The sequence below is a fragment of the Flavobacterium sp. genome, assembly GCF_041392005.1.
Lineage (GTDB): Bacteria > Bacteroidota > Bacteroidia > Flavobacteriales > Flavobacteriaceae > Flavobacterium.
In genome coordinates, this window is the sequence record NZ_JAWKMX010000001.1 from 192,272 (window position 1) to 218,402 (window position 26,131).

The 26,131-nt window shown below is 32.7% G+C and carries 24 protein-coding genes and 1 pseudogene; 14 read left to right on the top strand and 11 right to left on the bottom strand.

All coding sequences use genetic code 11. The features are described 5' to 3' along the window. Positions 1-7 precede the first annotated feature (7 nt). From gldM to topA, 5 genes are all read right to left on the bottom strand, one after another. Entirely contained in the window at positions 8-1,540 is a 1,533-nt protein-coding gene (gene gldM / locus R2808_RS00890; protein WP_371269049.1) for a gliding motility protein GldM, read from the bottom strand. A gap of 57 nt (positions 1,541-1,597) precedes the next feature. After that, positions 1,598-2,233, bottom strand: a complete 636-nt coding sequence (gene gldL / locus R2808_RS00895) for a gliding motility protein GldL (protein WP_371269050.1) — start codon at positions 2,231-2,233, stop codon at positions 1,598-1,600. A gap of 68 nt (positions 2,234-2,301) precedes the next feature. Next, positions 2,302-3,669: a gliding motility lipoprotein GldK gene (gene gldK / locus R2808_RS00900; RefSeq protein WP_371269051.1), complete on the bottom strand. Its 1,368-nt coding sequence runs from the start codon at positions 3,667-3,669 to the stop codon at positions 2,302-2,304. 147 nt (positions 3,670-3,816) lie between these two features. Further along, positions 3,817-4,965, bottom strand: coding sequence for a formimidoylglutamase (locus R2808_RS00905; protein WP_371269052.1), 1,149 nt, complete (start codon positions 4,963-4,965; stop codon positions 3,817-3,819). A 3-nt stretch (positions 4,966-4,968) separates the two neighbouring features. Further along, the gene (gene topA, locus R2808_RS00910) at positions 4,969-7,455 is read right to left on the bottom strand and encodes a type I DNA topoisomerase (RefSeq protein ID WP_371269053.1); all 2,487 of its coding nucleotides are present in this window, start codon (positions 7,453-7,455) and stop codon (positions 4,969-4,971) included. A 165-nt stretch (positions 7,456-7,620) separates the two neighbouring features. On the opposite strand from topA, the gene miaB reads away from it, so the two are divergent. The 11 genes from miaB to R2808_RS00965 all read left to right on the top strand — a co-directional run bounded on the left by miaB (position 7,621) and on the right by R2808_RS00965 (position 17,762). Next, positions 7,621-9,069, top strand: coding sequence for a tRNA (N6-isopentenyl adenosine(37)-C2)-methylthiotransferase MiaB (gene miaB, locus R2808_RS00915; RefSeq protein ID WP_371269054.1), 1,449 nt, complete (start codon positions 7,621-7,623; stop codon positions 9,067-9,069). A gap of 78 nt (positions 9,070-9,147) precedes the next feature. Beyond that, positions 9,148-10,413 (top strand): sigma-54 interaction domain-containing protein, encoded by a 1,266-nt coding sequence (locus R2808_RS00920; RefSeq protein ID WP_371269055.1) that lies wholly within the window; start codon positions 9,148-9,150, stop codon positions 10,411-10,413. 62 nt (positions 10,414-10,475) lie between these two features. Further along, positions 10,476-10,979, top strand: coding sequence for an LptE family protein (locus R2808_RS00925; protein WP_371269056.1), 504 nt, complete (start codon positions 10,476-10,478; stop codon positions 10,977-10,979). A gap of 4 nt (positions 10,980-10,983) precedes the next feature. Further along, on the top strand, positions 10,984-11,775 hold the full coding sequence (locus R2808_RS00930) for a tetratricopeptide repeat protein (RefSeq protein ID WP_371269057.1): 792 nt from the start codon (positions 10,984-10,986) through the stop codon (positions 11,773-11,775). A 3-nt stretch (positions 11,776-11,778) separates the two neighbouring features. Beyond that, the gene (secG, locus tag R2808_RS00935) at positions 11,779-12,147 is read left to right on the top strand and encodes a preprotein translocase subunit SecG (RefSeq protein ID WP_371269058.1); all 369 of its coding nucleotides are present in this window, start codon (positions 11,779-11,781) and stop codon (positions 12,145-12,147) included. A 137-nt stretch (positions 12,148-12,284) separates the two neighbouring features. Further along, positions 12,285-12,560 carry a co-chaperone GroES gene (gene groES, locus R2808_RS00940; protein WP_371269059.1) on the top strand — a complete coding sequence of 92 codons (276 nt, stop codon included), beginning with the start codon at positions 12,285-12,287 and terminating at the stop codon, positions 12,558-12,560. An 89-nt stretch (positions 12,561-12,649) separates the two neighbouring features. Then, positions 12,650-14,278: a chaperonin GroEL gene (gene groL / locus R2808_RS00945; RefSeq protein WP_371269060.1), complete on the top strand. Its 1,629-nt coding sequence runs from the start codon at positions 12,650-12,652 to the stop codon at positions 14,276-14,278. 170 nt (positions 14,279-14,448) lie between these two features. Further along, positions 14,449-15,312 carry an RNA polymerase sigma factor RpoD/SigA gene (locus R2808_RS00950; RefSeq protein WP_045967558.1) on the top strand — a complete coding sequence of 288 codons (864 nt, stop codon included), beginning with the start codon at positions 14,449-14,451 and terminating at the stop codon, positions 15,310-15,312. A gap of 221 nt (positions 15,313-15,533) precedes the next feature. Beyond that, positions 15,534-16,193, top strand: coding sequence for a ribulose-phosphate 3-epimerase (gene rpe, locus R2808_RS00955; RefSeq protein WP_371269061.1), 660 nt, complete (start codon positions 15,534-15,536; stop codon positions 16,191-16,193). A 3-nt stretch (positions 16,194-16,196) separates the two neighbouring features. After that, a complete protein-coding gene (locus tag R2808_RS00960; RefSeq protein ID WP_371269062.1) occupies positions 16,197-16,568 on the top strand; it encodes a group III truncated hemoglobin in 372 nt (123 codons plus the stop codon). 135 nt (positions 16,569-16,703) lie between these two features. After that, positions 16,704-17,762, top strand: a complete 1,059-nt coding sequence (locus tag R2808_RS00965; RefSeq protein WP_371269063.1) for a 3-oxoacyl-ACP synthase III family protein — start codon at positions 16,704-16,706, stop codon at positions 17,760-17,762. Here the strand turns inward: R2808_RS00965 and R2808_RS00970 are convergent. Together R2808_RS00970 and R2808_RS00975 are read right to left on the bottom strand one after the other, a co-directional pair. After that, entirely contained in the window at positions 17,737-19,203 is a 1,467-nt protein-coding gene (locus R2808_RS00970; RefSeq protein WP_371269064.1) for a lipopolysaccharide biosynthesis protein, read from the bottom strand. The two genes, R2808_RS00965 and R2808_RS00970, sit on opposite strands and share 26 nt — an antisense overlap. Continuing rightward, positions 19,203-20,075 carry a glycosyltransferase family 2 protein gene (locus R2808_RS00975; protein ID WP_371269065.1) on the bottom strand — a complete coding sequence of 291 codons (873 nt, stop codon included), beginning with the start codon at positions 20,073-20,075 and terminating at the stop codon, positions 19,203-19,205. The genes R2808_RS00970 and R2808_RS00975 overlap by 1 nt, the downstream gene beginning before the upstream one ends. An 83-nt stretch (positions 20,076-20,158) precedes the next feature. Between R2808_RS00975 and R2808_RS00980 the strand changes: the two genes are divergently transcribed. The 3 genes from R2808_RS00980 (at position 20,159) to R2808_RS00990 (ending at position 22,638) form a co-directional block, all read left to right on the top strand. Then, positions 20,159-21,010, top strand: a complete 852-nt coding sequence (locus tag R2808_RS00980; protein ID WP_371269066.1) for a glycosyltransferase family 2 protein — start codon at positions 20,159-20,161, stop codon at positions 21,008-21,010. 114 nt (positions 21,011-21,124) lie between these two features. After that, positions 21,125-21,871 (top strand): MlaE family ABC transporter permease, encoded by a 747-nt coding sequence (locus R2808_RS00985; protein ID WP_371269067.1) that lies wholly within the window; start codon positions 21,125-21,127, stop codon positions 21,869-21,871. Continuing rightward, the gene (locus R2808_RS00990; RefSeq protein WP_371269068.1) at positions 21,871-22,638 is read left to right on the top strand and encodes an ABC transporter ATP-binding protein; all 768 of its coding nucleotides are present in this window, start codon (positions 21,871-21,873) and stop codon (positions 22,636-22,638) included. Before R2808_RS00985 ends, R2808_RS00990 begins: the two co-directional genes overlap by 1 nt. A gap of 11 nt (positions 22,639-22,649) precedes the next feature. On the opposite strand, the gene R2808_RS00995 is transcribed toward R2808_RS00990, so the two are convergent. The 4 genes and pseudogenes from R2808_RS00995 to R2808_RS01010 all read right to left on the bottom strand — a co-directional run bounded on the left by R2808_RS00995 (position 22,650) and on the right by R2808_RS01010 (position 26,115). After that, on the bottom strand, positions 22,650-24,038 hold the full coding sequence (locus tag R2808_RS00995; RefSeq protein ID WP_371269069.1) for a DUF389 domain-containing protein: 1,389 nt from the start codon (positions 24,036-24,038) through the stop codon (positions 22,650-22,652). Between the two features lies 1 nt (position 24,039). Further along, positions 24,040-25,095 carry a mannose-1-phosphate guanylyltransferase gene (locus R2808_RS01000; protein WP_371269070.1) on the bottom strand — a complete coding sequence of 352 codons (1,056 nt, stop codon included), beginning with the start codon at positions 25,093-25,095 and terminating at the stop codon, positions 24,040-24,042. 33 nt (positions 25,096-25,128) lie between these two features. Further along, positions 25,129-25,731, bottom strand: coding sequence for a SprT-like domain-containing protein (locus R2808_RS01005; protein ID WP_371269071.1), 603 nt, complete (start codon positions 25,729-25,731; stop codon positions 25,129-25,131). A gap of 28 nt (positions 25,732-25,759) precedes the next feature. Next, positions 25,760-26,115: pseudogene (locus R2808_RS01010) on the bottom strand (four helix bundle protein). Positions 26,116-26,131: the final 16 nt, after the last annotated feature.

Sequence of the window (26,131 nt, forward strand, 5' to 3'; positions counted from 1 at the left end):
CGAAACACTATCTAATTTCGTATGTACAAGCTGAAACTTTTTTAGCTTGCTGACCGATACCTGCAAAACTTGCTTTAATATCTGAAATTACAATAACATCGCCTTTCATCGCTTTTTTAACAGCTGCTTGCGCTGCTCCATTAAGTCTGTTTCCTGAAACTACTACAGTTGGTTGACCTGGCACTTTTATGTTAAAACCAGTAACGTTAACGGTAACAGGGAAATCGAAATCTTCTAAAACTGCTGAAACAGTTGAAGACGCTAAACTAGATGCTGGTCCAGTTGCTTTTTCTTCTCCTCTAATTTTACCTGTTGGTGCAGGAATTCCTTTAATACGGAATACTTTCTTATCGGAAACATTACCTGTAGGTAATTTACCTGTAACATTAATCGTAACTTCTGTACCAGAAGAAGGGCTTAACATATATTTACCATTACCTACTTTACGCATTCCTGGAGCACTAGCTGTTACATCTGAATCTGGAATACCAGCAAATGTAATTGTCATTGGGTTATCTACACCACGATATACTACATTCATTTTATCTGCAGAAACGTTTGCTGATTTAGGGCGTGGTACAACCACATATTTACCATCGAAAGGAATAGTTACAGGTTTATTATCTTCCATAAAGGTAAAACTACCTTTCACTGGATGCTCGCCAATACCACCAGCGGTAGCATTAATAACAGCTTGACCATTTTCTATACTACCTGGCCCTTCAAAAGCTGTAGGGACAGTATTAGAATCGTATTTACCTAATACTACTTTACCTGTTACTTTTTCGCCTTCAAAATATACATTTTTATCTAAAGCAACAATAGCCTGAAAAGTTTTCATTGATGCCGCTTGCTTGTACGAATTTCCTAACGCTACATTATATACTTCATTTTCCATAGATTTAATGTCGTTTTGCATTGCTGACAATTTTGCAACAGTTGCAATTGCAGGGAAACCTTTGTAATGATAGTCAAGATATTTTTTTGTAACTCCTTCACTATCCTTTACATCTCCAGTACCAAACAACTTATCAACCTTAGACAAAACTGATTGATAATCAACATTTTTACCTAAAGCTGCTTTCATTTTATTTCTGTAATCATCAATTTTAGCAACAATTTCTTGTCCTCTTGGTTTATAAACATCGCCTTTAAACCATTTTTCATCGATATTACTTTTATCCATAGCTTCATAAGGCAAAATTCCTTTTGAGTCTGCTGGGAAATCAACTAAAATATCTTTCTTTTTTACATCTTCCAAAAAATTATACAATTCATTTGAAGCTTTATCTACCTGCTTCGAAATATCATACGCATTTTTAAAATTTGTACCTTCATCTTCCGCTGCTTTGTTAGCTAAAACTTCCGCTAGCTTTTGATTTTGCTCAGTTTGAGAAATATTCACTCCAGCAAATTTTTCGTTCATTAAACCGAAAGCGGATAATACTTCTTTTGACATATTTAAAGCTAACATAGCGATGAAAACCAAGTACATTAGGTTAATCATCTTCTGTCTAGGGGTTAATTTTCCTCCTGCCATTTCTTAAAATTTTGTTTTAATTAATATTGTTTTTAAGTTGAGTGTTGAATAATAAAATTATCCTCTGTTACTCATAGCAGAAAGCATACCACCATAAACTGCATTTAAAGATGCAATGTTAGATGTCATTGATTGCATTTGCTCTTTTAGTTTAGCTGCGTTTTCAGCAATTTCAGCATTAGCTTGTGCATTGCGTTGTGCGCCTTCTAATTGTGCTTGATACAAGCTGTTTAATGATTTTAAATTATCGGCAGCTGCAACCATTTCTGTAGCATATTGTTTTTGAGAAGCAATTGAATCTACTGTTGGTGCAATATTTTTAGCTGCGCCTTCGAAGTTTTTAATTGAATTACCTAAGCTTTCCATTAAAGCACCGTCAATTTTAGCTTCTTTAAGCATATTGTCTAATTTTTGAGACAATAATCCTTGTGCATCTTCTGGTTTTTCTTGTTTTATTGCTTTTGGTTTAGATTCTCCACCTGCTAATTCTGGATAAACTAAAGACCAATCTAAATCTTTTGCTGGTGTATCGAATGCAGAAAGCGCAAAAATAGCTGCTTCCGTTAAAAGACCTATAATCAACATCTCATTTGCAAAAGTCCAGTGCATTAATTTGAATAGTGCTCCTACGATTACTACTGCTGCCCCCATACCGTAGCAGAAATTCATTACTTTTGGTGATAAAATTGCCATAATAAATAAAATTTAGTTAGTTTAATTAATTATAATTTAAAAATTTGGTTAAAATACGTAGTTGAAAATTATCGTTTTTTAGCTGCAGTTGCATCTGTACCCATATAATCTTGAACGGTACGGAAACCTATATAGCTTCTAGACGAATCGGCGTATTCGAAATCACGAGTTCCTACAGCTAAATAATAGCCTACATCTTTCCAAGAACCGCCACGAATTACTTTACGTTGGTTTTTACGATCTGGAACATTTGGATTCATTGTTGACACAAACTCATAAGCAGAAGCATCGTAAGAAGACTGCGTCCATTCTGATACGTTACCCGACATATTGTATAAGTTAAAGTCGTTAGGTTCAAACGATTTTGCTTCAACAGTATATAACGCACCATCTGCAGCATAATCGCCACGATTAGGCTTAAAGTTTGCCATAAAACAACCTCTATCGTTTTTAGAATAAGGCCCACCCCAAGGGTAAGTAGCCGATTCTATTCCACCGCGAGCCGCATATTCCCATTCTGCTTCTGAAGGCAAGCGAAATGAATTGATTTGATCTCGTCCTTTTTTCTTTTTTATGTAAGAATTTTTATAAAGTGTTCTCCACGCACAAAATGCTTTTGCTTGATTCCAAGAGACACCTACAACAGGATAATCGTCGTAAGCTGCATGCCAAAAATAATCGTTGTGCATAGGTTCGTTGTACGAATACGCAAAATCTTTAATCCAAACAGCTGTATCGGGATAAATTTCAATTGGCGGATTCTCATCATACAATCCTTTTCTTCCTTTTTTCTTAACTGCTTTATTCCAATCTACCTCACGATATCTGAATTTTAATTTAGAAACATCCATTGTTTTTAACCCATTATACGATTCTGCATCTGGTAAGTACATAGAATCCATAACCTCAACATAATACTCATCTGGATACTGCTGAGGATCGTCAATCAATTTAATTTTCTTGTTTAACTTTCTACCAGCATACATATCATCATCCGTACCTAAACTGTAATAGTTTTCGTACATATATTTATCGTATGGCGACATCGTTGAAGGATCTGCGTCTGCAAATGCGTAATCTCCAATACCTCCAGAGCCTGCAGTTTGTCCAACCTCATCTGCTAAAATTGCCAAACGGGTTCTGATTGTAGAGTCTTTTACCCACTCTACGAACTGACGATATTCTGCATTAGTAATTTCTGTTTCATCCATATAAAAAGAACGAACAGTAACTGTTTTAGTAGGCGCATCTTGAATATTAGCTAAATCGTCATCAGATTTACCCATAACAAATGCTCCACCTGGAACCAAAGTCATTCCATAAGGTTTTTCTGGGTGCCATTTTCTACTTTTGGCACCTACTAACTCCCCTCGATCTCCTTTGCTACAACTTACTAATAATGACAAAATTGCCGTTAATGCAACTAATTTCTTCATATAAACTTGGGTTAATTAAATTTTATATTTAAGGGCGTAAACCTATTCAATTATTTTGAGAAAAACAATTTTTTTTTAAAAAACATTACATTTTAAAAATATTACTAGACAACTAATGTTCTAGCAAACTTATGCTTTTCTTTATAACTATAACAAATTTCGCCTTTGTATTTTCCACCATCTTTCTGGTATTTCCTGCTCGCACGCAGCCAGATATTCTTGATGTGTGCAAGGTAATAACGTATTTCTTTTAATTTTATTATCTATGTTTGAAAATATTGGAATTTCAATCCACCATCTATCGGTTTTATTACTTTTATAAAAAACCAGCTCTTCATCATCTATAGGTACTATATATTTGTAATAATTTTCTTTTACTGTAAACGGATATTCGTTGTAACGGTTTGCATATCCTTCTATAAAATACCAAAGTGTTTGAGCTACTAAGGTAACTTCTTTTGTTGAATTATAAAAGTTAAAAACACCAAAACTAGAAATTTTATCGCTTATTCCTGCATAGCGTGCTAAGGCACAAATTTCTTTACCCGAAAAACCATTGGGATTAAAATAATTTATGTTTCCTGAGTTTGAAGATTCTACAGACATCATATCGAAACTTGCAATATCTGCATCTCTAAAAACAGGCTCTGTTATGTATAATTTTTGCGACACTTCGCCCAAGCGATAAGCATCGAAATATAATTTTTCAATTAAATCGATTTCTTCTTGGGAATTAAAATAGGTTTGGTAACCCAAGTTAGAATAGTTAAATAAATTATTCGGCTCTTCTATTACAATTTTTGTAAGGTATGAATTAAACGGCAAACCACTTTCTTGAGCAAAATCGAACTTACTATCGACCGAAACCAAGTTTACCATTTGATCTAAATTATCGTAGGAACGATATAAAGCATACGTTAAATCTTGAGAACCACCTATTATAACAGGTATAATTTTTTTGCGAAGTAATTCGCTACAAATAGATTTTACCAAAAAATACGTATCTTCTATAGTAGCGCCCGCTTGTATAGTACCTAAATCGGCTATTGAAACAGTCCAGTTTCCTGGAAACAATGCGTAAAAGTACGTTCTAAATTTCGAAAAATCTTCGTCATCATTCGTTAAACCAGCACCTCTGTAATCGTTTACTGCAAGTATTGCCATTTCAACACCATCTAAATTAGGAAAATCAGTTTCGGTATGAAAAACCACCTTATTACCTAATGCTTGTTTAGATTGTTTTTGAATTTGACTAACAATTTCTGAATTTACGGGTTGTAAAAAATCATACATCATTAACTACTTCTTTTTAGCTGAAACTTTTTTAGTAGTGGTTTTTTTAGCAGGTGCTTTTTTATCTAGAATTTCTTTTACTTCTTCTAAAGTTAATTTTTCAGCATCTACATCTTTGCCGAGTTCTACTTTTGTTTTGCCTTTTAAAATGACAGATCGTCCCCAACGTGCTTTTTCTACACGAATACCTTCATCTTCCCAATTATGAATTAACTTATCTTTTTCTTTTTGTAGTTTATCTTCAATAAGTTCTTTAACATCGGCTTGCGATAAATTATCGAAATTGTATTTTTTACTTACATTAATAAACATACCGTTCCATTTTATAAATGGTCCAAATCGTCCCACGCCTTTTTGCACAGGTAAACCGTCATGAGTTGCAATTGGCGCGTCGGCTTGTTTCTTTTCTTTAATTAATTCAATTGCTCTATCTAAAGAAACATCTAGTGGTTCTTCGCCTTTTGGCAATGATATAAAGGTTTTGCCAAAGCGAACATAGGGTCCAAATCGCCCATTATTAACCTCAACTTCTTCGCCTTCGTAATTGCCTAAATTTTTAGGAAGCAAGAATAGCGATAGCGCTTCTTCTAGTGTAATTGTACCAATATTTTGCTCGGGCAATAAGCTGGCAAATTGTTTTTCCTCATCGTCGATATTACCAATTTGCGCCATAGGTCCAAATTTTCCTAATCGAACGGAAACTTGTTTTCCAGATTCTGGATGATTACCTAAAATACGTTCTCCAGTTTCTCTCTCTGCATTTTTTTCAACATCAACAACTGTAGGATGAAAATGTTTGTAAAAATCTTTCATCATTTTTACCCAATCTTCTTTTCCCTCGGCAATTTCATCAAAATCTTGTTCTACTTTTGCAGTAAAATTATAATCTAAAATTGATTCAAAATTCGCAACTAAAAAGTCGGTAACAATAATTCCAATATCTGTTGGAACTAACTTTCCTTTGTCGGAACCTGTGGTTTCTTTTAAAACAACCGATTTAATATCTGAACCTTGTAGCGTAATTTGATTATATTTTCTTTCTACACCTTCACTCGAACCTTTTTCTACATAATTTCTATTAATAATTGTAGAAATAGTTGGTGCGTATGTTGATGGACGACCAATACCTAGCTCTTCTAGTTTTTTAACAAGAGAAGCTTCCGTATAGCGGCTCGGTGGACGTGAATATCTTTCTGTTGCTGTAATATAATTGTTAGATAATTTTTCGCCAATAGTCATATTAGGTAACATGCCTTCTTGTTCTTCTTCATCGTCATCATTACCTTCTAAATAAACTTTAAGAAAACCTTCAAATTTGATTACTTCACCATTAGCAACAAATATTTCTTTATGAGTATTGCTTTCAATTTTTACATTGGTTCTTTCTAATTGTGCATCACTCATTTGCGAAGCAATAGTTCTCTTCCAAATCAAATCGTATAAACGCGCTTGATCACGATCTAAATTTACGGTATGGCGACTCATATCAGTAGGACGAATGGCTTCGTGCGCTTCTTGTGCGCCTTTTGATTTGGTTGCAAAATTACGCGTTTGTGCAAATTCTTTACCGTAATAGCTTTCAATTTCAGCTTTTGCTGCTTGAAGCGCATCTTGCGATAAATTTACACTATCGGTTCTCATATACGTTATCAAACCAGCTTCATACAATCGCTGAGCAACCTGCATGGTAATTCCAACAGGCATATATAATTTTCGCGAAGCTTCTTGTTGTAAAGTTGATGTTGTAAATGGCGCAGCTGGCGATTTTTTGGTTGGTTTCGTTTCTAAATCGCTAACTTTATATTGACCATTTATGTTTTTTTGTAGAAAATCTTCAGCTTCTTTTTTAGAAGTAAAGTTTTTTGGTAATCGTGCTTTAAATGATTTCCCAGCAGCAGTTACAAATTCTGCTGCAACTGAATACGAAGCTTCTGCATCAAAATTTTGAATTTCACGTTCTCTTTCAACAATTAAACGTACAGAAACCGATTGCACACGCCCAGCCGAAAGTCCGCCTTTTACTTTTTTCCATAATACAGGCGATAATTCATAGCCTACTAATCGGTCTAATACACGACGAGCTTGCTGTGCATTTACTAAATTATAGTCAATAGTTCTTGGGTTTTCAATAGCTTTTTGAATGGCTGTTTTTGTAATTTCGTGAAAAACAATACGTTTCGTTTTTTCGGGCTTTAATTTTAGTTCTTCAGCTAAATGCCATGAAATCGCTTCTCCTTCGCGGTCTTCATCGGAAGCTAACCAAACAGTCTCTGCTTTGTTGGCTAAGTCTTTAAGTTTTTTAACCAATGCTTTTTTATCAGTAGCAACTTCGTATTTCGGTTTAAATCCGTTTTCAACATCTACACCTATTTCCTTTGAAGGCAAATCGGCGATGTGTCCAAAACTAGACTCAACTTGGTAGTCATTTCCTAAAAATTTTTCTATGGTTTTTGCTTTTGCTGGAGACTCAACGATTACTAAATTCTTTGCCATTCTCAACTTTGTTTGTGGCAAAAGTATAAGTTTTTTTTAAATATCCACAATTGAATACTTTAATATAGCAAATAAAATGTTAAAGAAAATATGACATCTTGTCAGATATTAAAATTTAATAGTATCTTTGCAAATTAGGATGAAAGCGGTTTTTTAAAAAACAATATGGAAAAAATAATTGAAGAAAACAAACAAGGAACAAGTTTGGTAAACGACCAAGTTGAAGGAAATAATAAAAAACTTTTTATAGAAAGTTACGGTTGTCAAATGAATTTTTCTGACAGTGAAATAGTTGCCTCAATTTTAGCAAATAATGGCTACAATACCACTCAAAATTTAGAAGATGCTGATTTGGTTTTAGTCAATACGTGTTCTATTCGTGATAAAGCCGAGCAAACTATTCGTAAGCGTTTAGAACAATACAATGCCGTTAAAAAAATTAATCCCGATATGAAAGTGGGAGTTTTAGGTTGCATGGCAGAACGTTTAAAGGAAAAATTTTTAGACGAAGAAAAAATTGTTGACTTAGTAGTTGGCCCTGATGCTTATAAAGATTTACCCAATTTATTAAAAGATGTAGAAGAAGGACGCGATGCTATTAATGTTATTCTTTCTAAAGAAGAAACCTATGGCGATATTCAACCTGTGCGATTAAGTAGTAATGGGATATCGGCATTTGTATCAATAACTCGTGGCTGTGATAATATGTGTACGTTTTGTGTAGTGCCATTTACAAGAGGAAGAGAAAGAAGCCGTGATCCGCAAAGTATATATGAAGAAATTCAAGATTTATGGAATAAAGGTTTTAAAGAAGTTACGCTTTTAGGTCAAAATGTGGATAGTTATTTGTGGTATGGAGGTGGCTTAAAAAAAGATTTTGAAAAAGCCAGCGATATGCAAAAAGCGACGGCTGTTGATTTTGCTCAATTGTTAGATGTTTGTGCAACTAAATTTCCAAAAATGCGTTTTCGCTTTTCAACTTCAAATCCTCAAGATATGCACATTGAAGTGATTGAAGTTATGGCGAAACATCATAATATTTGCAAATACATTCACTTACCAGTACAATCGGGTAGCAATCGAATTTTAGAAGCTATGAATCGCCAGCATACTCGAGAAGAATATATGAATTTGGTAGAAAAAATTTATGAATTAATACCTGATATCTCTTTGTCGCAAGATATGATTGCTGGTTTTCCAACTGAAACAGAAGAAGATCATAAAGATACTTTATCGTTGATGGAATTTGTAAAATATGATTTCGGATTTATGTTTGCTTATTCAGAACGACCGGGAACATTGGCCGCAAGAAAAATGGAAGATGATGTACCTGAAGAAATTAAAAAACGTAGATTGACAGAGATTATTGATTTGCAACAAAAAATGGGTTTGGCTCGCACACAGCGTTTTCTTGGTCAAACGGTTGAAGTTTTAGTTGAAAAAGATTCTAAACGTTCTGATAAACATTGGAGCGGACGAAATTCTCAAAATACCGTAGTAGTTTTTCCAAAAGAAAACTATAAACCTGGCGATTTTGTAATGGTAAAAATTTCTGACTGTACTGCAGCCACATTAATCGGAGAAGCTGTTGGGTATTCAGAAATAATGCAATAATACAGTCGAATGAATAAAGTTTTAAAGTCGAAAGTATTTATTTTATGACTTTTAACTTTTAACTTTTAACTTTTGTAAATGGAAAACATTCAAACAATAAAACAACGCTTTGAAATTATTGGTAACGACCATAAACTAAATCGTGCGCTGGAAAAAGCCATTCAAGTAGCACCTACTGATATTTCGGTTTTAGTAACTGGCGAGAGTGGTGTTGGTAAAGAAAGTATTCCTAAAATAATACATGCTTTATCGCATCGTAAACATGGTAAATATATTGCGGTAAACTGTGGTGCTATTCCAGAAGGAACTATCGATAGTGAACTTTTTGGTCACGAAAAAGGCGCTTTTACTGGAGCAACAGCCACGCGCGAAGGTTATTTTGAAGTAGCCGATGGCGGTACTATTTTTTTAGATGAAGTGGGCGAATTGCCACTTACTACACAAGTACGATTGTTGCGTGTGTTAGAAAATGGCGAATTTATTAAAGTTGGTTCCTCAAAAGTTCAAAAAACCAATGTGCGAATTGTAGCTGCTACTAATGTAAATATGCTAGAAGCTATCGAAAAAGGTAAATTTCGAGAAGATTTATATTATCGTTTAAGTACGGTTGAAATTCATTTGCCACCATTACGTGAACGAAAAGACGATATTGCTTTGCTATTTAGAAAATTTGCTTCCGATTTTGCGCACAAATATAAAATGCCACCTATTCGTTTATCGGAAGAAGCAACGCATTATTTAATTCAATATAGATGGAGTGGTAACATTAGACAACTGCGCAATATTGCCGAACAAATTTCAGTACTTGAAACCAATCGCGATATTGCATTAACTACACTAAAAAGCTATCTTCCACAAGAAAATTCAAATTTACCATCAGTAATTAATACCTCTAAAAAAGAAGGCGATTTTAGTAACGAACGTGAAATTTTGTATAAAGTGCTTTTTGATATGAAAGCCGATTTAAACGATTTGAAAAAATTAACTTTAGAATTAATGCAAAATGGAAGTTCTAAAGTGCAAGAAAACAATCAACATTTAATTCAACGTATTTATGGGCAAAACGATGAAATTTTAGTTAATTCTAAACCAAAAACCGAAGTATATCAACCAAGTGTTCATCATACCGAAACATATCACGATTCGGAAACCGACGATAATGACGACAATTATCTTATTGCCGAAACAATTGACGAAGAAGAAACACTAAGTTTAGAAGCTAAAGAAATTGAATTAATTAAAAAAGCATTAGAACGAAATAAAGGAAAGCGAAAAGCAGCTGCCGATGAATTAGGAATTTCAGAACGAACTTTATATCGAAAAATAAAACAATACGATTTGTAATAATTAAGTATTCAGTTTACAGTTATTAGTTAGCAGTTAAGTAAAAAACTTTAATTTACACAATGAAAAATTTAAAATTTATAGTATTCACTTTTATAATAATTAGCATAAACAGCTGTGGTGTTTACAATTTTACAGGTACAGGAAAAATTGATGCCGAAACTTTTCAGGTTAATTATTTTCAAAACAATGCCGATTTAATAGAACCCGGTATTGAAAGAACTTTTACACTTGAACTTCAAGATATTGTGCAAAATCAAACCAATTTAAATTTAGTTAGCCAAAATGGCGATTTGATGTACGAAGGCGAAATTGTAGAATATCGCATTACACCCATGACCGCAACTGCCGATCAATTTACAGCGCAAAACCGCTTAACTATTGGCATAAACGTTAGGTTTACCAATAAAAACAAAGAAGACGATAATTTCGAAAAACGATTTTCTTTTTACCACGATTATCCGGCAAACGAGCAAATGACAGGAAATCGACTAACAACTGCTTTAGACGAAATTTACGAACGTATAACTCAAGATGTTTTTAACGCATCGCTAGCAAAATGGTAATATTTTGAATACGCAAGAATTTACATATTTATTACACAAATCGAAAACGATAAACAAGCAACAAACAGTAGCTTTAGAAAGCATTTTAATTGATTTTCCTTTTTTTCAAAGCGCACGAGCTTTACATTTGAAAGGATTATTTAACCAAGAAAGCTTTCGATACAATTACGAATTAAAAAAAACAGCAGCAAACACTTTCGACAGAAGTATTTTATTCGATTTTATTACTTCAAACAACTTTAAAACATTACCTAATTCTGCTATTGAAAAGCAAACTGATGTGCTACAAAACATTACCGTTAATCAGGCCGAAATAATAACAGCAACTAGTTCGTTTAGAGAAATAAAAAAAGATACCACACAAGAAAATGTTAAAACAATAGAAATTGAACAAAACTTAGAAATAGGAAAACCGCTAGATTTTGAAAATAACGAAAAACATTCGTTTAACGAATGGTTACAACTTACCAAAAGCAATCCTATTATTAGGCAAGAACAAGACAATATACCAAACAAATTAGACGAAAAAATAGAATTAATAGATAAATTTATTGAAAATAATCCAAAAATTTCACCCGTAAAAGAAACCACCCCAGCACCTTTAAATATTAGCAAAAGTGCAGCAGAACCAACACATTTAATGACCGAAACTTTAGCAAAAATTTATTTAGAACAAAAAAAATATACACGGGCTATACAAGCTTATGAAATTTTAATTTTGAAATATCCAGAAAAAAGTAGTTTCTTTGCAGACCGAATTGAGAATATAAAAAAATTACAACAAAATAATAGTTAAATTATGTTTACAGGATTTTTAATTGCAATAACAATTGTTTGCTTCTTATTAATATTAGCCGTTATGGTACAAAACCCAAAAGGAGGCGGATTGTCTTCTTCTTTTGGAGGTGGTGGTTCTCAACAATTAGGAGGTGTACAAAAAACAACCGATTTTTTAGATAAAAGTACATGGTTTCTTTTTGCCGCGCTAATTGCGCTAATTTTATTATCGTCATTAGCATTCGATTCTAGTACACAAGGATCAAAAGTTTTAGGAAACGACGAAGTTTCAATTCCAAAAACTGAAATTCCTACTATGTCTGAAACACCCGCTAAAGAAGCTACACAAAATCAAGCAACAGAAACAACCGAAGAAAAATCGGCACAGTAATTATTGCTTTTTTCACAAAACAAATGTCAGCCTGTCAGTGCTGGCATTTTTTTTTACTAAAAACTGTCAGAAAAATCATTTGGCACAATTTCTGAAAAATATTGAAAACGTAAACTTTAAATTTTAAAAAAATAAATATGGCACTTAAAATTAAACCAATTGCAGATCGAGTGGTTATAGAACCTATGCAAGCAGAAACTACAACGGCTTCCGGAATTATTATTCCCGATACCGCAAAAGAGAAACCTCAAAAAGGAACAATTGTAGCAGTAGGAAATGGTAAAAAAGACCATACTATGACGGTTAAAACTGGCGATATTGTATTATACGGAAAATATTCAGGTACCGAATTTAAATACGAAAACAAAGATTACCTAATTATGCGTGAAGACGAAATTTACGCAATTCTTTAAAATTAGTTCAAAGTTTCAAGTTTAAAAATCAAACCTTATAACTTGAAACAAATTAACTTTTAACTTTAAAAAATTAAACTAAAAACAAAATGGCAAAAGATATAAAATTTGATATTGAAGCTCGCGACGGATTAAAACGCGGTGTAGATGCACTAGCAAATGCAGTAAAAGTAACATTAGGACCAAAAGGAAGAAACGTAATTATTTCAAAATCATTTGGCGGACCAACCGTTACTAAAGATGGTGTTTCCGTTGCAAAAGAAATCGAACTAGAAGATGCACTTGAAAATATGGGCGCACAAATGGTAAAAGAAGTTGCTTCAAAAACTAACGATTTAGCAGGCGATGGAACTACTACCGCAACAGTTTTAGCACAAGCAATCGTAAAAGAAGGCTTAAAAAATGTTGCTGCAGGTGCAAATCCAATGGATTTAAAAAGAGGAATCGACAAAGCGGTTGAAGCTATTGTGGAAGATTTAGGAAAACAAACCGAATCGGTTGGCGATTCCTCTAAAAAAATTAAACAAGTAGCTTCTATTTCTGCCAATAACGATGAAACTATTGGCGAGTTAATTGCTACCGCTTTCTCAAAAGTGGGCAAAGAAGGGGTTATTACAGTAGAAGAAGCAAAAGGAACCGATACCTATGTAGATGTAGTAGAAGGAATGCAATTCGATAGAGGTTATTTATCGCCTTACTTTGTAACTGATGCCGATAAAATGATTGCCGAGTTAGATAATCCTTATATTCTATTGTACGATAAAAAAATATCGAACTTACAAGAATTATTACCCGTTTTAGAACCTGTGGCGCAATCTGGTCGCCCATTATTAATAATTGCAGAAGATGTTGACGGTCAAGCATTAGCAACATTAGTGGTAAACAAATTACGTGGCGGATTAAAAATTGCGGCTGTAAAAGCACCTGGTTTTGGCGACAGAAGAAAAGCAATGTTAGAAGATATTGCTATTTTAACTGGCGGAGTAGTAATTGCCGAAGAAAGTGGTTATTCGTTAGAAAATGCTACCTTAGATATGTTAGGAACTGCCGAAACCGTTACTATAGACAAAGATAACACTACCATTGTAAACGGAAGTGGCGATGCTAATAACATTAAAGCTCGTGTAAATCAAATAAAAGCACAAATTGAAACTACAACTTCAGATTACGACAGAGAAAAACTACAAGAACGCTTAGCAAAATTAGCTGGTGGTGTTGCCGTTTTATATGTAGGCGCTGCTTCAGAAGTAGAAATGAAAGAAAAGAAAGACCGTGTTGATGATGCTTTACATGCAACTCGCGCTGCGGTAGAAGAAGGAATTGTTGCTGGTGGTGGTGTAGCTCTAGTACGAGCCAAAGCGGTTTTAAGTAAATTAAAAGCTGAAAACGAAGACGAAGCAACAGGCATTCAAATTGTAAACCGAGCAGTAGAATCGCCATTACGTACCATTGTAGAAAATGCTGGTGGCGAAGGTTCGGTCGTAATTGCAAAAGTTTTAGATGGCAAAGCCGATTTTGGTTACAATGCCAAAACAGGCGAATATGTAAAAATGTTAAAAGAAGGTATTATCGACCCTAAAAAAGTAACACGTGTTGCACTAGAAAACGCAGCTTCAGTTGCAGGTATGATTTTAACTACCGAATGTGCACTGGTTGATATTAAAGAAGACGCACCTGCAATGCCAATGGGCGGAGGCGGAATGCCAGGAATGATGTAATATTTTACAAAAGCATTAAAAATCCGGTTAATTTTTATTAATCGGATTTTTTTATTTAACTTAAATATGAAGAAAACAAGGGTAATTAAAAAATTATTCAAAAAAATGTAACTTTTTTACAACAATTCTCGTATAACAAAATGAACACATTAATTTAGGAGAAAAATTACATGAGACAACTCAAAATTACCAAGCAGGTAACCAATCGTGAAACTGCTTCCTTAGACAAATACCTACAAGAAATTGGAAAAGTTGATTTAATTACTGCCGATGAAGAAGTGGAATTAGCACAACGAATAAAAGCTGGCGATCAACGCGCACTAGAAAAATTAACAAAAGCCAATTTACGTTTCGTGGTTTCAGTTGCAAAACAATATCAAAATCAAGGGCTTACCCTACCCGATTTAATTAACGAAGGAAATCTTGGTCTTATTAAAGCAGCGCAACGTTTTGACGAAACTCGTGGTTTTAAATTTATTTCGTATGCCGTTTGGTGGATTCGTCAATCAATTTTACAAGCATTAGCAGAACAATCACGTATTGTACGTTTACCGTTAAATAAAATTGGTTCGATAAACAAAATCAACAAAATGTATGCGTTATTAGAGCAATCTAGCGAACGTGCACCTTCAGCTGAAGAAATTGCCAAAGAATTAGACATGACCGTAAACGACGTAAAAGAGTCGATGAAAAATTCAGGTCGTCATTTATCAATGGATGCTCCACTTGTTGAAGGAGAAGACTCTAACCTTTATGATGTATTACGTTCTGGCGAATCGCCAAATCCTGATAGAGAGCTAATTCACGAATCATTACAAACTGAAATCGAAAGAGCTTTGGAAACACTAACACCAAGAGAGGCTGATGTGGTTCGATTATATTTTGGTTTAGGCGATCAACACCCTATGACATTAGAAGAAATTGGCGAAACTTTCGATTTAACTCGTGAACGTGTACGCCAAATTAAAGAAAAAGCAATTCGTAGATTAAAACATACTTCTAGAAGTAAAATTTTAAAAACCTATTTAGGATAACCCTAAATTACAACAACAACAGTTTATCATAACTGTTCGTTTTTTGATTGATGATTGAAACCTCGGCTGATTACCGAGGTTTTGTTTTTTGCAAGGCAAACAAAATTCATTCTGTTTCGCTATTTGATTTCTTTTCTATAGTTTGTTTTACAAAAAACTTCTAACTTCTAACTTCTAACTTCTAACTTTATAATATCTTTGCCAAAACAACAACACACATTATGAATACTACTGTAATTGCACCTTCTATTTTAGCTGCTGATTTTGCTAATTTACAACGCGATATTGAAATGATTAACAACAGTGAAGCCGATTGGTTTCATATCGATGTTATGGACGGTCATTTTGTGCCCAACATTTCATACGGAATGCCTGTTATTGAAGCTATAAAAAAACACGCTACAAAACCGCTTGATGTTCATTTAATGATTGAAAAACCAGAACGATACATTGAAACTTTTGCTAAAGTTGGTGCCGATATTATTACCGTGCATTATGAATCTACGGTACATTTACATAGAACTTTAACACAAATTGAACAAGCAGGTTGCAAAGCTGGAGTTGTTCTTAATTTAACAACGCCTGTTTCTGTTTTAGAAGACATTTTACCAAAATGTTATATGGTTTTAATTATGTCGATAAACCCAGGTTTTGGCGGACAAAAATTTGAAGAAATAACCTATAACAAAGTTCGTAAACTTCGTAAAATGATTAACGAACAAGGCTTACAAACACTAATTGAAATTGATGGTGGCGTAACCAATAAAAACGCAAAACAATTGGTCGATGCTGGTGCCAATGTTCTCGTTGCCGGAAGTTATATTTTTAACGCCGAAAATCCTGTAGCAACTATAGCCGATTTAAAGAAAATTACAAAATAAAGAATGAAAGATATAGAAAATCGACAAGATATTCTGTTAATTATGCAAAAGTTTTACGATAAACTTTTAGCCGATAGTACTATTAATTTCTTTTTTACGGAAACTACCACAGTTAGTACACATTTAAACGAACATTTTGAAACATTAGCTAATTTTTGGGAACAAGCTTTATTTTTAAAAGGCGGTTATCGCAATAATATGTTTCAAAAACATTTAGATGTTCATAAAAAAATGGCTTTTACAAGCAATCATTTTCAAACATGGCTAAATCATCTGCACAGTACTATTGATGAAAACTACGAAGGCAATTATGCCGAACAAATGAAGACAATGGCGCAAAGTATCGCTACCGTTATGCAAATTAAACTTTCTTAATATTTCTTATTTTTTTTACTTTTTTAATTATTTAAAATGAAATTATTGAGAATTTCACAATTGTTTTAATTTTTTTTAATTTAAATAGCATTTAAAATTTTCATATTATTAAATTAGTCTTTTAATTAACTAAAAATGAATATAAAAATAACAGGTTCGGGGTCTTATATTCCTACTGAAAAAGTAACTAACTTAGATTTTGCAAAACATACTTTTCTTAATGAAGATGGTTCTCCATTTCCGTATTCTAATGAAGTTGTAGCACAAAAGTTTAAAGAAATTACCGGAATTGAAGAACGTAGATACGCAGCAGATAATCTTTTAACATCAGATATAGCAACTATTGCGGCGCAACGCGCTGTTGAAGATGCTAATATAAATATTGAAACCCTCGATTACATTATTTTTGCGCACAACTTTGGTAACGTTAAAAAAAATGCTATTCAAACCGATACCGTACCAAGTTTAGCATCTAGGGTAAAACATAATTTAAAAATAAAAAATCCAAATTGTGTAGCCTATGATATACTATTTGGTTGCCCCGGTTGGGTAGAAGGTGTAATACAAGCCCAGGCATTTATTAAAGCTGGTATGGCAAAAAAATGCTTGGTAATTGGAGCCGAAACACTTTCTAGAGTTGTCGATAACCACGATAGAGATGCCATGATTTATTCTGACGGTGCTGGCGCTACTGTTATAGAAGCTAGTGAAGAACAAGGCGGTATTTTAGCACACAACACGGCCACTTATGCTTATGATGAAGCTAATTTTTTATTTTTTGGCAATTCGTTTAATAAAGAATTAGACCCAGATGTGCGGTATATAAAAATGTATGGGCGCAAAATTTACGAGTTTGCCTTAGTAAATGTTCCTAAAGCAATGGCTGTTTGTTTAGATAAAAGCGGAATTGGTATTGATAAAATAAAAAAAATACTTATTCATCAGGCTAACGAAAAAATGGACGAAGCCATTATTCAACGTTTTTTCAAGCTGTATAAAAAACCTACGCCTGCTAACATTATGCCTATGAGTATTCATAAATTAGGAAACTCAAGTGTTGCTACCGTTCCTACGTTATACGATTTATTAGTTAAAGGAAATATAGAAAATCATAGTTTACAAAAAGGCGATTTTGTTTTATTTGCTTCGGTTGGAGCTGGCATGAATATTAATGCTTTTGTTTACGAAGTATAGTTTTATTTAACCAAAAATTAAGCGCTGGCAAAGCTTTTAATTGATAGGTAGTTACTATTGATACTGTAACTATTAATCCTACTTTTGTGAAAATTTCGAGCCAATTATTGGTAAATTTTGGCAAAAAACAAACAGCTAATACTATTGCTACCATTGTACAAAACAATATAAAGTAACTTTTATTAAAAGGAAGAATTTTCATCTTTTTATAAATAAAAATTAATTTAACTACATTAAAAATTACTAACGAAATTAGGGTCGCTATTGAAATTCCAACAATTCCTAAATTGGTTTGAAAAAGAAAAAACAAATTGAGTAAAAAGTTTAGTACAACTAAAACAAAAACAGCTACAATATTAAATTTATAATAGCTCGAATACGAAATAATTTCAGAGCTAAATCCCGTTGCCATATTAAACAATACGTTTACACCTAAAATATACAATACCGGTAAAATAGGTAATAATTTATCGGCAGTTGGTAACATTTTAAAAAAAGGTTCTGCTCCTACAAATACGCACCCTAAAAGCACTGCGCCTATAAAAAACAGCAATTTTGCGGTTTCAATATATTTTATTTGCAAAGTTTTCCAATCTTCATTTTTAATAAAAATCGATATTTGTGGAGCATAAATTGTAAACAAACCCGTTGCAGGAATTGCCATTGCAGCTGCAAAATTTACAGCATTTTTATAAGCCCCATTAGCTGTAAAGTCGAGAAATTCTGGAATCATTAATCCATCTATACGAAAGGCTAAAAAAGAACCAAAGCTTCCTAAAAACGAATAAAAACTATACGTAAAATAACTTTTTTTTGAAATTTCAGAAAAATGAGAACTTGTATCGAAAATCGAAATCGAAAATCGCTTCAATACATAATTTATAATCAAAAATACCAATATAAAATAAAAAGCAATAAAAACAGAAAAAGCAACTTGATTAGAAATATATCCGTATAAAAACAAAATAAAAACTATAGGTAGTGCAAGTTTTGGTATAATTTTTTCGTAAAATGTAGGAATAGCTATTTTTTGTAAATTAGCGGCTTGTCGCTTAAAAACTTCTATAAATGCCATTAACAATGCTAGTGGTAATGCGTAAAACAAATACACTTTTTTATCCCAAGCAAACAAAACAGAAGCAACAACAAGTACTATTGCTATAACTAAAAAAATACGAAATATAGTTTTTAGCGTGTAACCTACCAAACTTTCTTTACTAGAAGCCGAAAGCGATGGATAGAAATGAATTAACGCTTGCGAACCACCAAAAACCAGCACTGGGTAAAGTATTTGTGCTAAAGAATCGATATAAGCAACCTCACCATAAAAATCATAATCATACGGATACAAGAACAAAGTTGCAAGTAAACCAATTAAAATTCCAACATAATTAATGGTTGTAAACCAAAAAGCTTGTTTATGTGATTGAATGTCTTGCATTATTTGTAACTTTTTCTAGCTTTTAGCAAGGTTATAAAGTGAATTTTTAACAAAATATAATAACCCAATAATTGCCAAAACATTAAAAAAACATTTGAAAACGAATAATAATTTTTAAAATACTTTGGTAAACCTATTACATTTTTAAAGGCTATAAGCAAACCAAAAATGAAATTATGATTAACATTTAAAACGGCAGCTAAAAGTTTAAATTTCGATTGCTTTACATCTTTTTCAAAATTTCGGGTAATAATTCTATCGTGTACAATTACTGAATTTTTAACTATAATTGTTTTAAAACCGTAATAGTTTACTCTATCGGTATAGTTTCTATCTTCTCCATAATGATGAAACATTGGCTCAAAAAAACCTACTTTTTCTACTACATTTTTTGGTAATAACCAAGCTGCTGCATTTACAAAAGGAACTTCATCTATATTTTCTGAAATAGACCGTATTTTTCTGTTCCAATACATTTCAAAATTCGTATCTAAATGGGTTTCATCGGCAGAAAAATGAAGCGGACTTGCAATGCCATACTTTGAATTTTGTTCTAGTGCCGCTACTAAATTTTCAATTGTGTTTGGCATAATCCAAGTGTCTTGATTCAACAAAAAAAAATAATCAAAACCCTGTGTTAGCGCCTTTTTTAGGCCAATAGTATTAGCACTGCCAAAACCTAAATTTACTTCTGATGGTATAACTTGAACAAAATTAAACGATTGTAAAATTTTAACCGAAGCATCAGTAGAAGCATTATCTATAGCAATAACAGTAACGGGTACAACCGATTTTTCAATCGAATGCAAACATTTTTGCAACCATTTACTTCCATTATAAGTAACCAGTATTACCGCTACGCTTTTCTTCACATTTATACATTTTCCAAACAAAAATAAGGATATTTCTTGTGTAACTAAGGTTTTGTTTATTTTTGTTGTCGAATTCTACTAAAATGAAGTATTATATTGTTATTCCCGCACATAACGAGGCCAATTTTATTGGCTTAACATTAGAATCGCTAATAAATCAAACTATTTTACCTAGCAAAATTGTAGTAGTAAACGATAATTCGACCGATGAAACAGCAGAAATTGTGCAATCGTTTATGGCAAATAATACTTTTATTTCATTGCTAAACAATACTTCCGCAGTACAACATTTACCAGGTAGTAAAGTTGTTTTAGCCTTTAATAAAGGTTTAGCAACACTCGATAATAATTACGATTTTATTGTAAAGGCAGATGCTGATTTAATTTTTCCTCCCAATTATTTCGAAACAATAATTCATCATTTTAAATCGGATGAAAAAATAGGAATGGCTGGCGGATTTTGCTATATCAAAAAAAATGGCGAATGGACGTTAGAAAACTTAACGAATAAAGACCATATTCGTGGTGCATTAAAAGCTTATCGAAAAGCTTGCTTTAAACAAATTGATGGTTTGCGAACCGCTATGGGTTGGGATACTGTTGATGAATTGCTTTGCAAATTTTACGATTGGAAAATTAAAACTGATGAAACTTTACACGTAAAACATTTAAAACCTACTGGTGTTAATTATAATGCTGCTTCGCGCTACAAACAAGGCGAAGCATTTTATAGTTTGGGTTACGGATTTTGGATAACGGCAATTGCTTCACTAAAATTAGCCATGCGAAAAGGAAAACCCTTTTTATTTTTTGATTATTTAAAAGGATATTGGCAAGCAAAAACCCATAAAGCACCTTTATTGGTAACTGAAGAACAAGCAAAATTTATAAAAAAGTATCGCTGGAAAAAAATGAAAGAAAAAATTTTCAATTAGTTAGTTTGTTAATGAGCTAGTTAATCTTTTTATTATTTAGTTTTAAATTGATTTATTGCCGAATTGCCGAATTGACACATTAATTTAGTACTTTAGCCATTATTTAAACAAGTTATGTTTGTAACACGAATTTTATCGCAAACCGGAAAATATTTTCTCATGCTCAAAGAGGTTTTTACACGACCTGTAAAATGGAGTATGATGCGCCAATTAATATTAAAAGAAGTTGACGATTTAATTATTGGTTCATTGGGCATTGTTTCGTTTATTTCGTTCTTCGTAGGCGGCGTTGTGGCCATTCAAACAGCTTTAAATTTAACCAATCCGTTAATTCCAAAATATTTAATTGGTTTCGCCACGAGGCAATCGGTTATTTTAGAGTTTGCGCCTACATTTATTTCTATTATTATGGCGGGAAAAATGGGTTCTTTCATAACATCAAGTATTGGAACCATGCGTGTTACTGAACAAATTGATGCGCTAGAAGTTATGGGTGTAAATGCTTTAAATTACTTGGTTTTTCCAAAATTTATAGCTTTGCTTTTGTATCCATTTGTTATTGGTTTAAGTATGTTTCTAGGGGTTTTCGGTGGTTATTTAGCTACTGTTTACGGTGGTTTTGCCACAAGTGCCGAATACATAACGGGTATTCAAGACGATTTTATTCCGTTTCATATAGCCTATGCTTTTATTAAAACAGGAGCTTTTGCTTTTATTTTAGCAACTATTCCGTCGTTTCATGGCTTTTATATGAAAGGTGGCGCACTCGAAGTGGGTAAAGCCAGTACGGTTTCGTTCGTTTGGACATCGGTAGTTATTATTTTAGTAAATTATATTTTAACCCAAATGTTGTTAAGCTAATGATTGAAGTAAAAAACTTAGAAAAAACCTTTGGCGAACAAAAAGTACTAAAAGGTATTTCGGCTACATTTGAAGCAGGGCAAACAAGTTTGGTTATTGGCCAAAGTGGCTCTGGAAAAACGGTTTTTTTAAAATCGCTTTTAGGCATTCATACACCCGAAAGTGGAACTATTGCTTTTGATGGAAGAATTTACTCGAAACTTTCTAAAGACGAAAAACGCGAACTTCGCACCGAAATAGGTATGGTTTTTCAGGGTAGCGCTTTGTTTGATAGTATGACGGTTGAAGAAAATGTAGGCTTTCCGTTAAAAATGTTTTCTAATAAAACAACTAAAGAAATTAAAGAACGTGTCGATTTTGTTATAGAACGTGTAAATTTAGTTAACGCCCATCATAAAAAACCTTCGGAAATATCGGGTGGAATGCAAAAACGTGTAGCTATTGCTCGTGCTATTGTGAACAACCCAAAATATTTATTTTGCGACGAACCCAACTCTGGTTTAGACCCAAAAACAGCAATTGTAATAGATAATTTAATTCAAGAAATTACAAAAGAATATAATATTACAACCGTTATTAATACCCACGATATGAACTCGGTTATGGAAATAGGCGAAAAAATTGTTTTTCTTAAAAATGGTTTATTAGAATGGGAAGGTTCCAATAAAGAAATTTTTAAAACGGATAATGAAGCCGTTACCGATTTTGTGTATTCATCTGAATTATTTAAAAAAGTACGAAAAATGTACTTAGAAGATGATAAATAGCAAATAATAAACTACTCGGCTTTTACAACTACTCTATCGTTTTTTAATTTCGATTGCAACCATTTTCTATATTTTGCAATTTCTTTATTTATATCTGCTTGTTTGGTATCTTTTTTAAATGTAATAACAAAGTTTGGAATGGTATCTATAGCCTTAAAATTAGTATGTAAAATAGTATAATATGCAACCCCATCAACGTTGTCGTTTAAACTTTTAATTTCGTCAGCAATATCTACAAAAGAAATAGCTGACCCATTATTTAATTTTTCTTTTAGAGCAAATATTTCTCTATCTTTTTCTAATAATTGCGCTTCTTTATTGGCTAATAATTGCTGATTAGATACATAGGAATTTTCAATTTCAGACAATCGGGTTAATGTTTGTTGGTTTTCGGTATCTTGAAGCACTGATACTTGCACATTTTCGTACCCTAAACTAGCAATATGATCTTGTATTTTTTTAATTTGATGAGTATCTAAACTTTTCCCAATTACCGCAAAACTAACGCTTTGCTGTTGAAAATCTGTCTCAATATTAAAAACACCTATGCCTTCTTGCTTTTGAATTTTATTTAAGGTTTCGCCTACACATTTTTCAAAATCTGATTTTTTATACAATTGGTAAAAGAAAAAAACACTTGGAATAAAAATGGCTAGTGTAACAAATGTAATAAAATGCGATATTCTTTTTTTTCGCTTTTCATCGGCATATTCTTTAAGCGGAAAACGCAAAAACTTTACTACAAAATAGGTTGCAGTGGCTATAAATATGGTATTTATCATAAATAAAAACATAGCACCGCCAAAAAAATGCCACTTTCCTGTTGCCAAACCGTAGCCTGCTGTACACAATGGAGGCATTAAAGCTGTAGCAATAGCAACACCAGCAATTGTATTTGTTGATCGGTTTCTTCTACTAAAAGCAACAATTAATGCAAAACCACCAGAAAGTGCAATTATGATGTCTAAAACCGTTGGCGATGTTCTGTTTATTAGCTCATTAGTTTCATTTTGAAATAACGGCACACTAAAAAACAAAAACGATGTTACCAAACTTAGCACCACCATTACACTAAAGTTTTTTAATGATTTTTTTAACAAATCGGTATCGTAAATACCAAGTGCTAAACCCATTCCTAAAATGGGTCCCATTAAAGGCGAAATCAACATAGCGCCAATAACTACCGCTGCAGAATTAACATTTAAACCTGTTGAGGCAATTAAAATAGAGAAAATTAAAATCCATGCGTTTTGACCTCGCATATCTACACCAGCTTTAATATCATCTATTGTAGCATAACGGTCTGTATCGTGGAAAATATCGAAAGTTTCTCTGACAAATGTTTTAAAATTAGATACCGCTTCGCCAAAGGCATTTTTATTTTCTGCTGGAGTTTCCATATTATTTTAATTTAGCAACTATTTGTTTTATATTTTGTTCTTTCGATTTTGGATAAATTAATAATGTATCGTCTTTATCTACAATTATATAATCTTGCAAACCATCAATAACTACTAGCTTTTTTCCATCGGTACGAATGATATTATTTCCTGCATTTTCTAAATAAACATTGGCATTTACAACGGCATTATCAAAGGCATCTTTTTCTAATTTTTCATGTAAAGAACCCCAGGTTCCCAAATCATTCCAGTCAAAAGTAGCGGGTAAAACATATACGTTATTTGCTTTTTCTAAAATGGCGTAATCAATAGAAATATTGTCAGCTTTTTCATAATTTTCACTAATAAATGCTCTTTCATTTGCTGTTTGATACGTGTCATATCCGTTTAAAAACAAGGTATTCATAACAGGTTGATAGTGTTCAAAAGCATGCAATATAGCTTTAACACTCCAAATAAAAATTCCAGCATTCCAAAGGAAATTTCCGCTATTTAAAAATGATTTTGCCGTTTCATAATCGGGTTTTTCTCTAAATTGACTTACCTTTTTAATAGCATTTTTATCATTTTTATCAAATTCGATATAACCAAAACCTGTATTCGGAAACGTTGGTTGAATGCCTAATGTCATTAAAGCATCATTATTTTTACAAAATTCAAATGCTTGAATCATATTATCGGCAAATGCTTTTTCGTCTTCAATCCAATGGTCAGAAGGTGCAACAATCATTACAGCATTAGGATTGTCTTTTTTTATTTTCATTGCTGCATATACAATACATGGTGCTGTGTTACGCATTGCGGGTTCTAAAACTACATGATTGGGATTTATTTTTGGCAATTGCTGTAAAACCAAATCATTATACTTTTCATTGGTTAGCACCAATATGTTTTCTACAGGAATTGTAGTTGCTAATCGATCGAAAGTTTTTTGTAGCAACGATTTTCCTGTACCTAACATGTCATGAAATTGTTTCGGATAATCGGCTGTACTTACTGGCCAAAAACGAGAACCTACACCACCAGCCATTATTATTGCATAATAATCTTTATTCATTTTTTTGATTAAATCGTTTGAAGTTACTAATTTTTAATTTGGTAATAATTCTACCTCTGCATTGGGCTGAAACAAATATATTTTCCCTGATGCTAATTCTATACATTCATAGCGTTTTACTCGTAATGCTATTTTTTGAAAAACCCTTCCGTTTTTTATTCTAAATTTTGCACCAATAGGTATTTCAAAGATATAATTTTTATCGTTACTATTTTCATCATATTTTTTTAATGCTAAACTTAAATTTACATCGGTGTCACTACTTGCCTTTGGGTTTCGAAAATGTCGAGCTATAAGTGGTAACAATTGATTTGGAAAAATTTCTGGGCGAATAAAAGGCACCATCAATTGCTGAAACGTATGTTTCCATTCGTTGCCGTGTGGTTTAATAAACCTACCATATTTTTGAAAAGCGACTAAATGCGCAATTTCATGAATTAAAGTAATTAAAAATCGGTATTTATTTAAATTCGCATTCACCGTAATTTTATGAAAACCATCGGCATCACGACGATAATCGCCATGACGGGTTACACGTTCATTTACAATTTTAAGATGCACATGATTGGCTTTGATTAATTCAAAACAAGGTTGAACAGCGTGCTCTGGAAGATATTTTTGGAGAATGGTAATCAATTATGAATTATCAGTTATGAGTTATGAGTTATGAGTTATTTCTCTTTGTAGTGATAATTATACTTTTTATAATTTTTAAAACTTCATTACATTTTGGATAAATTGTATTAAATTCTTCATCAGTAATATAATTGGTTTCATTTAACAATTCTAACCAATACATCGCTTCATCGCATTCTTTTTGTGAAATTGAAAGTTTATGAATAAATCGGCTCTGCTTTGCGCATTAATTGCTTCACGAACATTTGCCCCAATAGAAGTTATAGAACGCAGAAATTGTTTGCTCATTACAAATTCTTTTTTATCAGTAATTAATAAATTGAAAAATCTAACTCCTATAATCGCTAATTCGAAACTCTTCGTTTTTATTATGCTTTCACTCATAACTTATAACTCAAAA

What these genes read in the sequence shown, in the direction of transcription:
- R2808_RS01000 (WP_371269070.1), bottom strand. Translation starts at nt 25,095, where the DNA reads ATGAATAAAGATTATTATGCAATAATAATGGCTGGTGGTGTAGGTTCT.
- R2808_RS00970 (WP_371269064.1), bottom strand. Translation starts at nt 19,203, where the DNA reads ATGCAAGACATTCAATCACATAAACAAGCTTTTTGGTTTACAACCATT.
- R2808_RS00985 (WP_371269067.1), top strand. Translation starts at nt 21,125, where the DNA reads ATGTTTGTAACACGAATTTTATCGCAAACCGGAAAATATTTTCTCATG.
- gldK (WP_371269051.1), bottom strand. Translation starts at nt 3,669, where the DNA reads ATGAAGAAATTAGTTGCATTAACGGCAATTTTGTCATTATTAGTAAGT.
- R2808_RS00965 (WP_371269063.1), top strand. Translation starts at nt 16,704, where the DNA reads ATGAATATAAAAATAACAGGTTCGGGGTCTTATATTCCTACTGAAAAA.
- R2808_RS00960 (WP_371269062.1), top strand. Translation starts at nt 16,197, where the DNA reads ATGAAAGATATAGAAAATCGACAAGATATTCTGTTAATTATGCAAAAG.
- gldL (WP_371269050.1), bottom strand. Translation starts at nt 2,233, where the DNA reads ATGGCAATTTTATCACCAAAAGTAATGAATTTCTGCTACGGTATGGGG.
- secG (WP_371269058.1), top strand. Translation starts at nt 11,779, where the DNA reads ATGTTTACAGGATTTTTAATTGCAATAACAATTGTTTGCTTCTTATTA.
- groL (WP_371269060.1), top strand. Translation starts at nt 12,650, where the DNA reads ATGGCAAAAGATATAAAATTTGATATTGAAGCTCGCGACGGATTAAAA.
- R2808_RS00920 (WP_371269055.1), top strand. Translation starts at nt 9,148, where the DNA reads ATGGAAAACATTCAAACAATAAAACAACGCTTTGAAATTATTGGTAAC.
- rpe (WP_371269061.1), top strand. Translation starts at nt 15,534, where the DNA reads ATGAATACTACTGTAATTGCACCTTCTATTTTAGCTGCTGATTTTGCT.
- R2808_RS00950 (WP_045967558.1), top strand. Translation starts at nt 14,449, where the DNA reads ATGAGACAACTCAAAATTACCAAGCAGGTAACCAATCGTGAAACTGCT.
- miaB (WP_371269054.1), top strand. Translation starts at nt 7,621, where the DNA reads ATGGAAAAAATAATTGAAGAAAACAAACAAGGAACAAGTTTGGTAAAC.
- groES (WP_371269059.1), top strand. Translation starts at nt 12,285, where the DNA reads ATGGCACTTAAAATTAAACCAATTGCAGATCGAGTGGTTATAGAACCT.
- R2808_RS00980 (WP_371269066.1), top strand. Translation starts at nt 20,159, where the DNA reads ATGAAGTATTATATTGTTATTCCCGCACATAACGAGGCCAATTTTATT.
- R2808_RS00905 (WP_371269052.1), bottom strand. Translation starts at nt 4,965, where the DNA reads ATGATGTATGATTTTTTACAACCCGTAAATTCAGAAATTGTTAGTCAA.
- R2808_RS00925 (WP_371269056.1), top strand. Translation starts at nt 10,476, where the DNA reads ATGAAAAATTTAAAATTTATAGTATTCACTTTTATAATAATTAGCATA.
- R2808_RS00990 (WP_371269068.1), top strand. Translation starts at nt 21,871, where the DNA reads ATGATTGAAGTAAAAAACTTAGAAAAAACCTTTGGCGAACAAAAAGTA.
- R2808_RS00995 (WP_371269069.1), bottom strand. Translation starts at nt 24,038, where the DNA reads ATGGAAACTCCAGCAGAAAATAAAAATGCCTTTGGCGAAGCGGTATCT.
- topA (WP_371269053.1), bottom strand. Translation starts at nt 7,455, where the DNA reads ATGGCAAAGAATTTAGTAATCGTTGAGTCTCCAGCAAAAGCAAAAACC.
- gldM (WP_371269049.1), bottom strand. Translation starts at nt 1,540, where the DNA reads ATGGCAGGAGGAAAATTAACCCCTAGACAGAAGATGATTAACCTAATG.